Here is a 13,240-nt window from a genome sequence, read left to right as displayed (position 1 = left end):
GACGCCGCTAGGAGGCCGGCCGTTCCGTGCCGCCGCCCTTGTTCTCCCTGGCTTCCTTCTCCGCGGCCTCTTTCTCGGCCCTGGCTTCCTTCTCCGCCTTGGCCTCGGCCTTCGCCGCGTCCGCGATCTGCCGCTTGGCGGCGGTCGCGTACATGTCGACGTACTCCTGGCCGGAGAGTTTCATGATCTCGTACATGACCTCGTCGGTCAGGGCCCGCAGCACGAACCGGTCGTGCTCCATGCCCTGGTAGCGGCCGAAGTCGAGGGGCTTGCCGATGCGGATGCCGGGACGCATCAGTTTGGGCATGACCTTGCCGGGGGGCTGGATCTTCTCGGTGTCGATCATCGCGACCGGGATGACGGGCGCGCCGGTGGCGAGCGCCACGCGCGCGAGGCCGCCGGGCTTGCCGCGGTACAGGCGGCCGTCGGGCGAGCGGGTGCCCTCCGGGTAGATGCCGAACAGCTCGCCTCGCTCCAGGACCTCGATGCCGCTCTTGATGGCGGCCTCTCCCGCGCCGCGCGAACCGGAGCGGTCCACGGGGAGCTGGCCGACGCCCTTGAAGAACGCGGCCGTGAGCTTGCCCTTCAGACCGGGTGTCGTGAAGTACTCGGCCTTCGCGATGAAGGTGACCTTGCGGTCGAGCACCGCCGGCAGGAAGAAGGAGTCCGAGAAGGACAGGTGGTTGCTGGCCAGGATGGCGGGACCCTCGGCGGGAATGTTCTCGAGGCCCTCCACCCAGGGCCTGAAGCCGAGCTTCAGCGGCCCTCCGATGGCCACCTTCATTGCGCCGTAGATCAACCCACTGCCTTCCCTTGTGCGTGGATCAGACCTTAACCCGCGCCGCAGGCCGGGGCCCCGACGGCCCTGGTCGGTGTCAGCGCGGTCGCGTACGGTGAAGTACGCCCCGCAGTCCTGGGCAATTCCCCTCTCACGAACAGGAGACCGAAGGTGCCGGTCATTCCTGGAGCCGAGCCGTACCGCCACGAGGGCGGCGAGGTCGGCGTCCTCCTCTGTCACGGTTTCACCGGTTCCCCCCAGTCGCTGCGCCCCTGGGCGGAGTACCTCGCCGAGCGCGGCCTCACCGTCTCGCTCCCCCTGCTGCCCGGTCATGGCACGCGCTGGGAGGACATGCAGGTCACCGGCTGGCAGGACTGGTACGCGGAGGTGGACCGCGCCCTGCGCGAGCTGCGGGACCGGTGCTCCCAGGTCTTCGTCTTCGGTCTGTCGATGGGCGCCGCCCTCGCGCTGCGGCTCGCGGCCAAGCACGGGGACGAGGTGGCGGGCCTGGTCCTGGTGAACCCGGGGAACAAGGTGCACGGCCTCGCCGCGCACGCCCTCCCGGTGGCCCGGCACCTCGTGCGCACGACGAAGGGGATCGCCAGCGACATCGCGAAGGAGGGCTCGACGGAGATCGGGTACGACCGGGTGCCGCTGCACGCCGCGCACTCCCTGCGGAACTTCTTCCGCATCGTCGACCGTGAACTGCCGCAGGTGACACAGCCGTTGGTGGTCCTGCACAGCACCCAGGACCATGTCGTGCCGCCCGTCGACTCGGCACGTGTCCTCAGCAGGATCTCGTCCACGGACGTCGAGGAGATCCTGCTGGAACAGAGTTACCACGTCGCGACGTTGGACCATGACGCGGACCGGATCTTCGACGAGAGCTTTGCGTTCATCGGCCGGCTCGCGCCCAGTGTCGGTAAGGAAGGGACGGCCACCGGTGGCTGAGCAGGACCGACGTGAGCCCGCCGGCGACGAGAGCCGCGAGCCGGAGGACGCGTCCGCCGAGGCGGCGGCGTCGGGCACGGCGCTGCCCGGTCCGGCGCAGCTCGGCAAGGAACAGCAGCCCCCCGCAGAAGCAGCCGCGGCTGCCGGGGAGGCCGGCGAGCCCGTGGACGAGGACGCCGTCTGGGCCGCCATCGTCGCCGGGTACGGCACGGAGCCGCCGGACCCGCCGGGTGCCAGGCCGTTCAAGCCGATCGAGGACCTGGCCCTGCCCGACCTGGACACGGACGGCTCCGAGACGAACGGTTCGGAGACGAACAGCTCGGAGCCGGGCGCCGGCAAGACCGGCAAGCCCGCGACGCCGCTCGGCTCCTCCGTCTCCTTCGCACCCGGCGTCGGCGGCCCCCGCGACTACTCGCCGTCCGAGCCGTCGGACAGCGACGCCGACGAAGAGGGCCACTTCGTGCCCCCGGAGCCCCCACCGCTGCCCGAGGCGGACGTCACCGCCAAGTTCGCCTGGCTCGCCGTGATCGGCGGCCCGGTCCTGATGCTGCTGGCCGTGCTGCTCGGCTGGCAGATGACGTGGTGGCTCACGACGGTCTGCGTCGGTGGCTTCCTCGGCGGCTTCGGCACGCTCGTGATGCGTATGCAGGGCGACGATGACGACGACGATCCGGGACGCGGCGCGGTCGTCTGACGCGCGTCAGCCCCGGGCGGCGGGAACCCTGAGGGCGGCCAGGACCGGCAGATGGTCCGTGGCCGCCCTCAGGTCGTCCTCGCTCACCCCCGGCATGCCCACCGGGACCCCGCAGCCGAGGACCTCGACGCCCTGTGTCGCGAGGATCGCGTCGATGCGCTGATGCGGGTCGGACGGCGTCGAGGTGTACTCGCCGAGCCACGGCTTCGTGGCCCAGCCGTCCTGAAGAGCCTCCGCAAGACGCCGGAACGTGCGGCCACCGGGGCGTTCGTTCAGGTCACCGCCCGCGACGGCGTGGTCGACACCGAGCGCCGCGAGCCGGTCGAGGAGCATCCCGCCCTGCGCGTACCGCTCGTCCTTCTGCAGGCTCAGATGGCAGCTCAGTACGCCGATCCTGGCGCCGCCGAAGCGGACGACCGCGGTCGCGAAGCCGCGCCGGTGCAGACCGGGGGTGAGGGGCAGCAGGACGTCCTCGGTGCGTTCGACGGTGGCGCGCAGGGAGCAGAGCAGCGCCGGGCCCGCCGCACTCGCGCCGCCCGAGAGGATCACCAGGTCCGAGGCGGCCGCGAGCCGGGCGAGCTTCTTGCGCCAGCGGAAGAAGCGGGGCGCCTCCTGGATCAGGACCAGGTCGGGGGCGCAGGCCGCGATGACACGGGCGAGCGCGGCGGTGTCGTCGCGCATCGAGCGGATGTTGTAGCTGAGCACCCGGACGACGGCCGAACCGTCGGGTTCGGTGCGGGAGTTGGGGAGCGATCCGGTGACCATGACGATCAAGATACGACGAACGCCCGCCGTTTCTCCGGGGAAACGGCGGGCGTCCGGTGGCTGAAGCAGCCGGTGTCACATGATCGGGTCGGGCTCCCGTGCCAGGTCCGCCGCTCCGACCATGCCCGCCTTGTTGCCGAGCTGGGCCGCGATGACGTCCGCCACGGGGCGCCAGTTGCCGCCGACCAGCCAGCGCTTGTAGGACTTGCGGATCGGGTCGAGGACGAGCTCGCCCTCGTCCGAGAGTCCGCCGCCGACGATGAACGCGGACGGGTCGAAGAGCGAGGCCAGGTCGGCGAGGCCGGCTCCGGCCCAGCGGGCCAGCTCGCGGTACGAGTCGACAGCCACGGCGTCGCCCTGGCGGGCGGCCATGGAGATGTGCTTGCCCTCGATGCCGTCCGGGGTGCCGTCGCCCAGCGAGAGCAGGAACTCCGCGTTCTCCGGGGTCGCGTTGGCGCGCTGCTTGGCGTAGCGGACGAGCGCGCGGCCGGAGGCGTACTGCTCCCAGCAGCCCTGGCTGCCGCAGCCGCACAGGAGGCCGTCCGGGACCATCCGGATGTGGCCGAACTCGGCGGCCACGCCGAAGTGGCCGCGACGCAGCTTGTTGCCGATGATGATGCCGCCGCCGAGGCCGGTGCCGAGCGTGATGCAGATGACGTTCCGGTGGCCCTTGCCCGCGCCGAACTTGTATTCGCCCCAGGCCGCCGCGTTCGCGTCGTTCTCGACGACGACCGGCAGGCCGACCCGCTTCTCGACCTCTTCCTTCAGCGGTTCCTGGCGCCAGTCGATGTTGGGCGCGAAGTAGACCGTGGAGCGCTGGCGGTTGACGTATCCGGCGGCGCCGATGCCCACGCCGACGATCTCGTGTCCTGCCCGTGCGCCCTCTACGGCCGAGGCGATCGCGTCAACGATGGCCTCTGACGTGCTGGGAGTCGGCACCTTGAACGTCGAGAGGATGTTGCCTTCCTCGTCGACCACGCCGGCCGCGATCTTTGTGCCGCCGATGTCGACGCCGATGGTGAGTCCCATGAATCCCTCAGTTCGGTCGAGCCCCGCTACGGCCCACCGTACCCGAGCGGCTCTCAGTCGAGGTCGATGTGCTCGCCTGCCGGAGGCGCCTCGGGGCCCTCGTCACGGGGGTCCGTGTCGTCCCCGGAGGCCCGTCCGGCCTGGGTGTCCGATGATCGCTGGGTCCAGCGCTGCTCCTGGCGCTCTACGGCGGAGCGGTAGGCGGCGAGCAGTTCGTTGCCCGCGGCGGCGAGGTGGTCGAAGACTTCGGGGTTGCGTTCGACGACCGGCTCGACGGCCGCCTTCGCCTGCTTGACGACCTGGCTGACGACCTGCTGCGCGGTGCCCTGGGCGACCGCGCCGAGAAGGGGCGTCTGGAGCCCCGACAGCTTTTCGGCGACGGCGTCGACGAGCTTGCGCAGCTCCTCGGCGGCCGAGCCGGGCGGGGGCCCGTGCTGGGCACGGCGGCGGGCCTTCTCCTCAGCGAGGTCCTCGGCGCATGCCTTCTCCCAGGCGTCGGCGTCGGCCTCGGGTGCGGGCTGCTCGGTGGCGTCGCTCATGACGGCTGACTCCTGCGAGTACGTATATGGGTGGGTGCGTACCTTCGACGTTACCCGAACGGCGGTAGTCGGTTCACCGTCCCCGCGGCCAGAGGCCGGGGTCGGGAGTGAACCGGATGCGCAGGACGCCGTCGCGCAGGCCGGCGCCGGCGACGGTGCAGCGGCGCAGCGCCGACGGCAGGGCGACGATGCGGCGGAGCGGTCCGGCGGTGACGACGAGTTCGTCGCCGCGCCGCACCAGACCGAGGTCCTCCCGGACGGTGCCGGGCAGCGGCAGGTGCCACACGAGGACGCCCTCGTCGGCGATGCGGTCCTCGACGGGCCAGGCGATGACGGGCGGCGCGGGCGGGACCGGCGGTGCGCCGAGCGCGGCCAGGTCGTCGGCGCCGCGCGGGTCACGGCCCAGATGCGGCAGTTCATGCACGTCGTACGTGCCCTGCCAGGCGGCGACGACCTTGCGCTGGCGGGCGGCGGCGTCGGTGAGCCACGGGTCGGTGGAGCCGTCGGGGAGCAGGCGGGAGGCGAGCAGCGCGTCGGCGCGCAGGCCGTGCAGGGCGAGGCCGGTGGTCGTGGTGAGCAGGGCGTCGGCCGCGGCGGGCGTGGGCTCGGCGACGAGGCGCACGGTCGTGTGCGGGTCCTCGATCACGGCCTGGACGGCGGCGAGTTCGGTGTCCCAGCGGTCCGCCGTCTCGTACAGCCACTCCGCGGGCATGGGGACGCCGGCGAGGCGGCCGAGGAGGGGGCGCAGGGCGCGGGCGGCCTGCCGTTCCGGGGGGAGCAGCCGGCGCAGATAGCGGCGCAGCTGTTCCGGCAGGGCGAGCAGGGCGAGGGCCTGCGGCGCCGGGGGGAGGTCGACGACGACGAGGTCGTAGGGACCGTGGGCGCTGTCGCGCAGGGCACGGAGCAGGGCGAGTTCGTGGCTGCCGGGCAGCGGGGTGAGTTCCTCGGCGTCGAGCCGGGTGGCGCCCAGGAGGTCGAGGGCGGACGCGGCCTTTTCCTGGAGGCCGGCGAGGTCCTCGCGGAAGCGGTCCGCCGGGGCGAGACGTATCGCGGTGAGACCAGGTTCGACGGACGTCGGCGCCGCGCTCGTGGGGGTGGCGAGGGCGGCGCCGAGGGTGTCCGTGGGGTCCGCCGAGAGCACGAGGGTGCGGGCTCCGCGGCGGGCGGCGGAGAGGGCCGTGGCCGCGGCGGCGGTGGTCCGGCCGGAGCCGCCGGGGCCGGTTACCAGAACGGTGCGCATGGGGTGTGAGGCTACCTGGGGCGCAGGTCGCCCCCGGCAGGCCGCCGGACGGAGACGGCGGGCCGCCGGGCGCGGGCAGCTACTTCGTCTCCACGCGCTTCTTCAGACCGGCGAGGGCGCGGTCGATGATGACCTTCTCGGCCTTGCGCTTGATCATGCCGAGCATGGGGATCTTGACGTCGACCGTGAGGCGGTAGGTGACCTCGGTGCCCGTGCCGGCCGGCTTGAGGAGGTACGTGCCGTCGAGGGAGCGCAGCATCTGGGACTTGACCAGGGTCCAGGAGACCTCGTTGTCCCCGGTCCAGGTGTAGGCCAGGGTCTGGTCGTCCTTGATCGCTCCGGCGTCCATGACGAGTCGCACCTGCTCGGCGCGGCCCGCGCCGTCCTTGGCGAGGACCTCGGCCTCCTTCACCTCTCCCGTCCAGTCGGGGTAGCGGGCGAAGTCGGCGATCACCCCCATGACATCGGCCGGTGCCGCCTCGATCGTGATGCTCGAGCTGGTGTGTTCCGCCATCGCGGTGGCTCCTCCAGATGCGGTCCGCTGAGGGGTGGTGTGTATCGCGTGAAGGCTACCGCGCACCGGCGGCGGCCCGGTCACCACTCCAGGGCCCAGGGCCTGCCCGAACCCGCGAAGTGGCCGACATTGACACACTCCGTCGCCCCGATCCGCATACGGCGGGCGAGCGGCTGGTGAACATGGCCGAACAGGGAGTACCGGGGGCGGGTGCGCCGGATCGCCTCCAGGAGGGCGCGGCTGCCGCGCTCGAAGCGGCGGGCGACGGTGTCGTAAGCGAGTTCGGGGACGTCCGGCGGGATGTGGGTGCACAGCACGTCGACCTCCCCGACGGCTTCGAGCTTGGCGGCGTACTCCTCGTCGCTGATCTCGTACGGGGTGCGCATGGCGCTGCGCAGTCCGCCGCCGACGAAGCCGAAGACGAGGCCGCCGATCTCGACGCGCTCGCCGTCGAGGACGGTCGTGCCTGGTCCGGCGTACTCGGACCACAGGTGCGGGATGTCGACGTTGCCGTAGGTGGCGTACGTCGGTGTGGGGAACGCCGCGAAAAGCTCGGCGTACTGCTTGCGGACCGCCGTCTCGATGGCGGTCCCGCGATCGATCCCGGCCCAGAGCCCGGCTCCGAACGCGCGTGCCTCCTCGAAGCGGCGGGCGGTGCGCAGCTCGACGATGCGGTGCGCGTTCTCCACACCGAACAGATCGGGGAAGATGCCGCGCGAATGATCTGCGTAGTCGAGGAAGAGCACCAGGTCACCGAGGCAGACGAGAGCGTCCGCCCCGTCTCCCGCCCGGGCGAGGTCTGTGGAGTTTCCGTGCACATCGCTGACCACATGTACGCGCATGCGATCACCCTAGAACTGTGTGGGAATCGTGGGTAGAGGGGGCTGGACCTGCGGTTACTTCCTATTGGCCGATTCGGTGGACTAGGGTCGGCGCAGCAGTTACACGGCGTGTGACGCAGCGAACATCTGGCCTGGACCCCCTACCGGAAAAGCAGTACCGGTGGGTAACGTCCGGGCAGTCCAGTAGTGCTCAGCATTTCAACCACTGGGGCTACCACTGCTTCAGCAGCTGAGCACCTGCCCGATCTTGGACCGCATCGTCGACTCACACAATGCCGTGGCGCCGGTGCCCTATGAGGAGCAGCAGTCTTGCGCGAGTTCAGCCTTCCGGCCCTGTACGAGGTCCCTGCGGACGGCAATCTGACCGACATCGTCCGCAGAAACGCCGCGCAGCACCCCGACGTCGCCGTCATCGCCCGCAAGGTGAACGGCACCTGGCAGGACGTCACTGCCACCACCTTCCTCGCGGAGGTGCGGTCCGCCGCCAAGGGCCTGATCGCCTCCGGCGTGCAGCCGGGCGACCGGGTCGGCCTGATGTCCCGTACCCGTTACGAGTGGACGCTCCTCGACTTCGCGATCTGGAGCGCCGGCGCGATCACCGTCCCGGTGTACGAGACGAGCTCCGCCGAGCAGATCCAGTGGATCCTCGGCGACTCCGGCGCAGTGGCCTGCGTGGTCGAGAGCGCCGCGCACACGGCCACCGTCGAGTCCGTGCGCGACGGCCTCCCCGGCCTCACCCACGTCTGGCAGATCGACGCCGGCGGTGTCCAGGAGCTGGACCGCGCGGGCGCCGATGTCTCCGACGTGACCGTCGACGAGCGCAGCGCGGTCGCGAAGGCCGACGACCCGGCAACGATCGTCTACACCTCGGGCACCACGGGCCGCCCCAAGGGCTGTGTCCTCACGCACCGCAGCTTCTTCGCCGAGTGCGGGAACGTGGTCGAGCGCCTCAAGCCCCTGTTCCGCACGGGCGAGTGCTCGGTGCTGCTCTTCCTGCCCGTCGCGCACGTCTTCGGCCGCCTGGTCGAGGTCGCCTCGCTGATGGCCCCGATCAAGCTGGGCCACGCCCCCGACATCAAGCACCTCACCGATGAACTGGCCGCGTTCCGGCCGACGTTGATCCTGGGTGTGCCGCGCGTCTTCGAGAAGGTCTACAACTCGGCGCGCGCCAAGGCGCAGGCCGACGGCAAGGGCAAGATCTTCGACAAGGCGGCCGACACGGCCATCGAGTACAGCCGCGCTCTGGACACCCCCAAGGGCCCGTCCATCGGTCTGAAGCTGAAGTACAAGACGTTCGACAAGCTCGTCTACTCTAAGCTGCGCGCCGTCCTCGGCGGCCGCGGCGAGTACGCGATCTCCGGCGGCGCTCCGCTCGGCGAGCGCCTCGGCCACTTCTTCCGCGGCATCGGCTTCACGGTCCTGGAGGGCTACGGCCTGACCGAGTCCTGCGCCGCCACCGCCTTCAACCCGTGGGACCGGCAGAAGATCGGCACGGTCGGCCAGCCGCTGCCCGGTTCCGTGGTCCGGATCGCAGACGACGGCGAGGTGCTGCTGCACGGCGAGCACCTGTTCTCGGGCTACTGGAACAACGAGGCCGCGACCGGGGAAGCGCTGGCCGACGGCTGGTTCCACACGGGCGACATCGGCACGCTCGACGAGGACGGCTACCTCCGGATCACCGGCCGCAAGAAGGAGATCATCGTGACGGCGGGCGGCAAGAACGTCGCCCCGGCCGTCATAGAGGACCGCATCCGTGCGCACGCCCTGGTCGCCGAGTGCATGGTCGTCGGCGACGGGCGCCCCTTCGTCGGCGCGCTCGTCACGGTCGACGACGAGTTCCTCGGCCGCTGGGCCGCCGAGCACGGCAAGCCGGCCGACTCCACGGCGGTGTCGCTGCGGGACGACGCGGATCTCCTCGCGGAGATCCAGGCGGCCGTGGACGACGGCAACGCGGCGGTCTCCAAGGCGGAGTCGGTCCGCAAGTTCCGCATCCTGCCGACCCAGTTCACGGAGGAGTCGGGCCACCTGACGCCGTCCCTCAAACTGAAGCGCAACGTAGTGGCGAAGGACTACGCGGACGAGATCGAGGCGCTCTACCAGGGCTGAGCTTTGCGGGGGCTGAGCCCCCGCACCCCGCGTCCCTTGTCCTGTAACGCCGGAGGGGCTGGATGGATCATCCAGCCCCTCCGGCGTTCGGCGTTACAGCAGTCCGCGCAGCTTCTCCGCCAGCAGATCCCACCGCCACCGCTCCTCGACCCACTCACGCCCCCGCTCCCCCATGCGCCGCCGCAACTCCGCGTCGCCGAGCAGCGCCACGATCCGGTCCGCCGACTCCTCCGCCGAACCTCCCCTGACGACCCAGCCCGTCTCCCCGTCGAGCACCGCGTCCGGCGCCCCGCCGGAGTCGCCCGCCACGACCGGCAGGCCCGTCGCCGACGCCTCCAGGTAGACGATGCCGAGGCCCTCGACGTCGAGGCCGCCGCGCCGGGTCCGGCACGGCATGGCGAACACGTCGCCCGCCCCGTAGTGCGCGGGCAGCTCCGACCACGGCACGGCCCCCGTGAAGCGCACCGAGTCGGTGACACCCGTCTCCGCGGCCAGCTTGCGCAGCTCCTTCTCGTACGGGCCACCGCCCACGACGAGCAGTACCGCGTCCGGGACGGCCGCCAGGATCCGCGGCATCGCGAGGATCAGCGTGTCCTGTCCCTTGCGCGGCACGAGCCGCGAGACGCACACGACGACGGGCCGGTCCGTCAGTCCGAGCCGCGCCCGCACGAGGTCGCCGCCGGAGCCGGGGTGGAACGTCTTCTCGTCCACGCCCGGCGGCAGCTGCACCATCCGCCCCGCCGCGGCGGGCGTCAGCGCGGCGGCGATCCGCGACCGCGTGTACTCGCCGAGATACGTGATCGTGTCCGTCGACTCACCGATGCGGCGCAGGAGTTGGCGGGACGCGGGCAGTTGAGCCCAGCCGGCTTCGTGCCCGTGTGTGGTGGCCACCAGGCGCTGGGCGCCGGCCTTGCGCAGCGCCGGTGCCATCAGGCCGAGCGGGGCGGCCGCGCCGAACCACACCGACGTACAGCCGTGCTCCCGGAGCAGGCCCACCGCGCGCCGGGTGACGCGGGGCGTGGGCAGCAGCATCGTCGTACGGTCGCGGACGACGGTGAAGGGCTGCTCGGCGTCGAAGGCGGCGGTCGCCTCGACACCCTCGCGGGTGCGCTTCCAGGTGGAGGCGTAGACGACGAGCTGCTCGGGGTCCAGGCGGAGCGCCATGTTGTGCAGGAATGCCTGGATGCCACCGGGCCTGGGCGGGAAGTCGTTGGTCACGATCAGGGTCTTGTGCATCGTCGCCGACAGTACCTAACGCGCCGGTGGGTCGTGCTTCATGGCCCCTGCACAGTTCTGCCGGGCATCATGGCCCGAATGATGCCGAGAATCCCGGTCCGTGCGGTGCTGGTGTGGGCCGCGACCCGGGCGCTGCTCCTCCTGTGCGTCCTGAAGGTGATCACGGTCCCGGGGCCGGACGTGACGACCGACGTCTCCGTCATCTACCGCAACTGGTACGGGGTCCTGCGCACGGGCACGTTCCCGCTGGACGACGTCACCTGGCAGTACCCGCCCGCCGCCGCGGGCGCGATCCTCTCCCCCGACCTCCTGCCGTTCCTGTCCTACGCCACCGCGTTCTTCGTGCTCGCCCTCGTCGCCGATGCGATCACCTTCGGACTCCTCGTGTACGCGGGCGGGCGGCCCGACAGGTCGTGGCGCGGAGCGTGGGTGTGGGTGGCGGGCGTGCCGCTGCTCGGTCCGACCGCGTATGCCCGCTACGACGTCATGGTCACTGCGGTCGCGGTGGCGGCGCTGCTGGCCGGGGCCCGGCATCCGCGCATCATGGGGGTGCTCACGGGGCTCGGCGCGCTGCTGAAGGTGTGGCCCGTGCTCCTGCTGCTCGGGACCCGCCGCGGGCGCCTCACGCGGGTCTCCTGGGGCAGCGCGGCTCTCACGGCCGGCGCCCTGGTCGTCGCCTTCGCGGCGGCGATGCCGGGCGCGCTCGACTTCGTCACCTCCCAGCGCGACCGCGGCACGGAGGTCGAGTCGCTCGGCGCGCTGGTGTTCCATGTGGCGCGGCAGTTCGGCTGGCCGGGTTACGTCGGGCTGAACTACGGCTCGATGGAGTTCCTCGGCCCCTACGTGGACGTCGTGAGCGTGGTCGCGCAAGGGCTGACGCTGCTCGCGTTCGGCTGGCTCCTGATGTGGCGGCTGCGGGCGCGGGCCTGGGCGCCAGGCACGCTCGCGGACGCGGCGTTCGTCGCGGTGCTGCTGTTCACGACGACGAGCCGGGTGATCAGCCCTCAGTACATGCTGTGGCTGACCGGCCTGGCCGCGGTGTCGACGCTGTTCTCCGCGAGCCGGATGACGCCGCCCGCCTGCCTGGTCCTGGCGGCGTCCCTCGTGACGTTCCTGGAGTTCCCGCTCGGGTTCGCCCACGTCGTGGGAGGCGACGAACTCGGCCTCGCCCTGATCCTCGTACGCAACGGCCTGCTGGTCACCGCGTCGCTGACCGCCGCACGGCGCCTGTGGCGCCAGACGGTCACGGAGCCGCACCTGGGCGAACAGCCGCCGTCGCCACAGCCGACCCGCGACGAGACCCTGCTGGCGTCGTAGATCCTCTCGTCGGTCAGCCCAGCTGTGCGCTCAGATAGTCCCGCCACTCCGCCGTGAACTTCTCCTCCGTCGTCCCGAGCACGCTCGCCATCGCCTCCTCGACCGCCCCGGTCCGCCGCTCGTGCTTCCCCACCGCGCGATAGAAGTCGTTCAGCTTCGCCTCGCCCCAGCGGTCGGCGATCATCCGGCAGGCCAGCCACCCGCCCTCGTACGCCTGCGCGAGGCGCCCCGCGTCGCCGGTGAACCCGAAGTCGGGGTCGGTGGGGAGCGCGGCCGGCAGCCGGCCGAGCCGCACCGCGCGCTCCAGTTCCGGCGCGGCCTGCCCCGCGGAGCGCCCGGTGCCGCGGTAGCCGACCCAGTCCGCGTACCCCTCGGACAGCCACAGCGGAGTGGCCCCCGACGTCGCCGCGCGGCTGGCGACATGGGTCGTCTCGTGCGTGAGGACGACCTGCTTGCCGAAGGAGCCGAGCACGCCGTAAGCGTCGGGGTTCACGATGATCCGGTCGGCCGGCGTCCGCCCCGGCGCGCCCGCCTCGCCGGTGGTCACCGCGGCGATCCCCCGGTACCCGGCGGCGGGGGTCCCGAGCAGCGCGCCCATGCCGTCCAGGGACTTCGGGACGAGGACGACGACCCGCTGGGCCCAGCCGGTCCCCCAGGCGTCGCTCACGGCGGGCACGGCCTCGTCGGCGAGGTCCGCGTAGTCGCGCAGCGCGCCGTGGGACCTGCCGACGCCGAGGACGAGACTGTGCGCGCCCTTCTCGACGACGACCCTGCCCTGCTCCCAGAGCTGCTCGCCGGCCTTCGGGGCGGGCCGGTCGGAGGTCACGTACCAGCGTCCCTCGCGCAGTTCGAGCTTGAGGGAGCGCGCGGAGACGACGGGGGCGCTGTCGTAGCCCTCGATCCGGTAGCGCAGTTCCGCGCCCGCGGTGGCGTGGCCGCCCGAGCGGTTCAGGCGGGTGAGCCGGTACGTCCAGGAGGACAGCGGGACGTCGGCGAGGTTCGTCAGAACCGCGGCGTCCGCGCTGCCGGTGGCCCGGTACGCGGCCGGATCCTGGACGAGGACGGCATCGGCCCTGCGGTCGAGCGTGTGCTGCACATCGCCCCGGACCGTGTCCTGCGCCGCGCCCCCGCCACAGCCGACGAGCCCGGCGAGCAGGGCGGCCACGGACAGCAGGGCGACGCACGCCCCCGCTCCACCCGCACCACGCTCACGACCAGACATCCTCCCG

General features: G+C 71.9%; 13 protein-coding genes. 4 read left to right on the top strand and 9 right to left on the bottom strand.

What is annotated here, in order from left to right:
- Positions 1-7: 7 nt before the first annotated feature.
- The gene (locus tag OG698_RS32665; protein WP_406111430.1) at positions 8-784 is read right to left on the bottom strand and encodes a lysophospholipid acyltransferase family protein; all 777 of its coding nucleotides are present in this window, start codon (positions 782-784) and stop codon (positions 8-10) included.
- Between the two features lie 165 nt (positions 785-949).
- Here OG698_RS32665 and OG698_RS32660 point away from each other — a divergent pair, with 165 nt between their 5' ends.
- A complete protein-coding gene (locus tag OG698_RS32660; RefSeq protein WP_100592181.1) occupies positions 950-1,729 on the top strand; it encodes a carboxylesterase in 780 nt (259 codons plus the stop codon).
- Positions 1,722-2,423: a hypothetical protein gene (locus OG698_RS32655; protein ID WP_406107282.1), complete on the top strand. Its 702-nt coding sequence runs from the start codon at positions 1,722-1,724 to the stop codon at positions 2,421-2,423. The genes OG698_RS32660 and OG698_RS32655 overlap by 8 nt, the downstream gene beginning before the upstream one ends.
- 6 nt (positions 2,424-2,429) lie before the next feature.
- Here OG698_RS32655 and OG698_RS32650 read toward each other — a convergent pair whose 3' ends face one another.
- The 6 genes from OG698_RS32650 to OG698_RS32625 all read right to left on the bottom strand — a co-directional run bounded on the left by OG698_RS32650 (position 2,430) and on the right by OG698_RS32625 (position 7,352).
- Entirely contained in the window at positions 2,430-3,188 is a 759-nt protein-coding gene (locus OG698_RS32650) for an endonuclease/exonuclease/phosphatase family protein (RefSeq protein ID WP_406107280.1), read from the bottom strand.
- 75 nt (positions 3,189-3,263) lie between these two features.
- Entirely contained in the window at positions 3,264-4,217 is a 954-nt protein-coding gene (locus OG698_RS32645) for an ROK family glucokinase (protein ID WP_100592179.1), read from the bottom strand.
- A gap of 53 nt (positions 4,218-4,270) precedes the next feature.
- A complete protein-coding gene (locus tag OG698_RS32640) occupies positions 4,271-4,756 on the bottom strand; it encodes a DUF5304 domain-containing protein (protein WP_399983864.1) in 486 nt (161 codons plus the stop codon).
- A gap of 73 nt (positions 4,757-4,829) precedes the next feature.
- Positions 4,830-5,996 (bottom strand): ArsA family ATPase, encoded by a 1,167-nt coding sequence (locus OG698_RS32635; RefSeq protein ID WP_406107279.1) that lies wholly within the window; start codon positions 5,994-5,996, stop codon positions 4,830-4,832.
- A 79-nt stretch (positions 5,997-6,075) separates the two neighbouring features.
- Positions 6,076-6,510 carry an SRPBCC family protein gene (locus OG698_RS32630; RefSeq protein ID WP_100592176.1) on the bottom strand — a complete coding sequence of 145 codons (435 nt, stop codon included), beginning with the start codon at positions 6,508-6,510 and terminating at the stop codon, positions 6,076-6,078.
- Positions 6,511-6,590: 80 nt separating this feature from the next.
- A complete protein-coding gene (locus OG698_RS32625) occupies positions 6,591-7,352 on the bottom strand; it encodes a metallophosphoesterase (protein ID WP_406107277.1) in 762 nt (253 codons plus the stop codon).
- A 309-nt stretch (positions 7,353-7,661) separates the two neighbouring features.
- On the opposite strand from OG698_RS32625, the gene OG698_RS32620 reads away from it, so the two are divergent.
- Positions 7,662-9,458 carry an AMP-dependent synthetase/ligase gene (locus tag OG698_RS32620; protein ID WP_406107275.1) on the top strand — a complete coding sequence of 599 codons (1,797 nt, stop codon included), beginning with the start codon at positions 7,662-7,664 and terminating at the stop codon, positions 9,456-9,458.
- A gap of 93 nt (positions 9,459-9,551) precedes the next feature.
- Here OG698_RS32620 and OG698_RS32615 read toward each other — a convergent pair whose 3' ends face one another.
- A complete protein-coding gene (locus OG698_RS32615; protein WP_326776145.1) occupies positions 9,552-10,694 on the bottom strand; it encodes a glycosyltransferase family 4 protein in 1,143 nt (380 codons plus the stop codon).
- Positions 10,695-10,772: 78 nt separating this feature from the next.
- On the opposite strand from OG698_RS32615, the gene OG698_RS32610 reads away from it, so the two are divergent.
- Positions 10,773-12,011 (top strand): glycosyltransferase 87 family protein, encoded by a 1,239-nt coding sequence (locus OG698_RS32610; RefSeq protein ID WP_406107274.1) that lies wholly within the window; start codon positions 10,773-10,775, stop codon positions 12,009-12,011.
- A gap of 13 nt (positions 12,012-12,024) precedes the next feature.
- On the opposite strand, the gene OG698_RS32605 is transcribed toward OG698_RS32610, so the two are convergent.
- The gene (locus tag OG698_RS32605; protein WP_406107272.1) at positions 12,025-13,233 is read right to left on the bottom strand and encodes a hypothetical protein; all 1,209 of its coding nucleotides are present in this window, start codon (positions 13,231-13,233) and stop codon (positions 12,025-12,027) included.
- Between the last annotated feature and the right edge of the window lie 7 nt (positions 13,234-13,240).

This window comes from Streptomyces sp. NBC_01003 (assembly GCF_045162695.1).
GTDB lineage: Bacteria > Actinomycetota > Actinomycetes > Streptomycetales > Streptomycetaceae > Streptomyces.
This window is presented reverse-complemented; position numbering and strand designations above follow the sequence as displayed.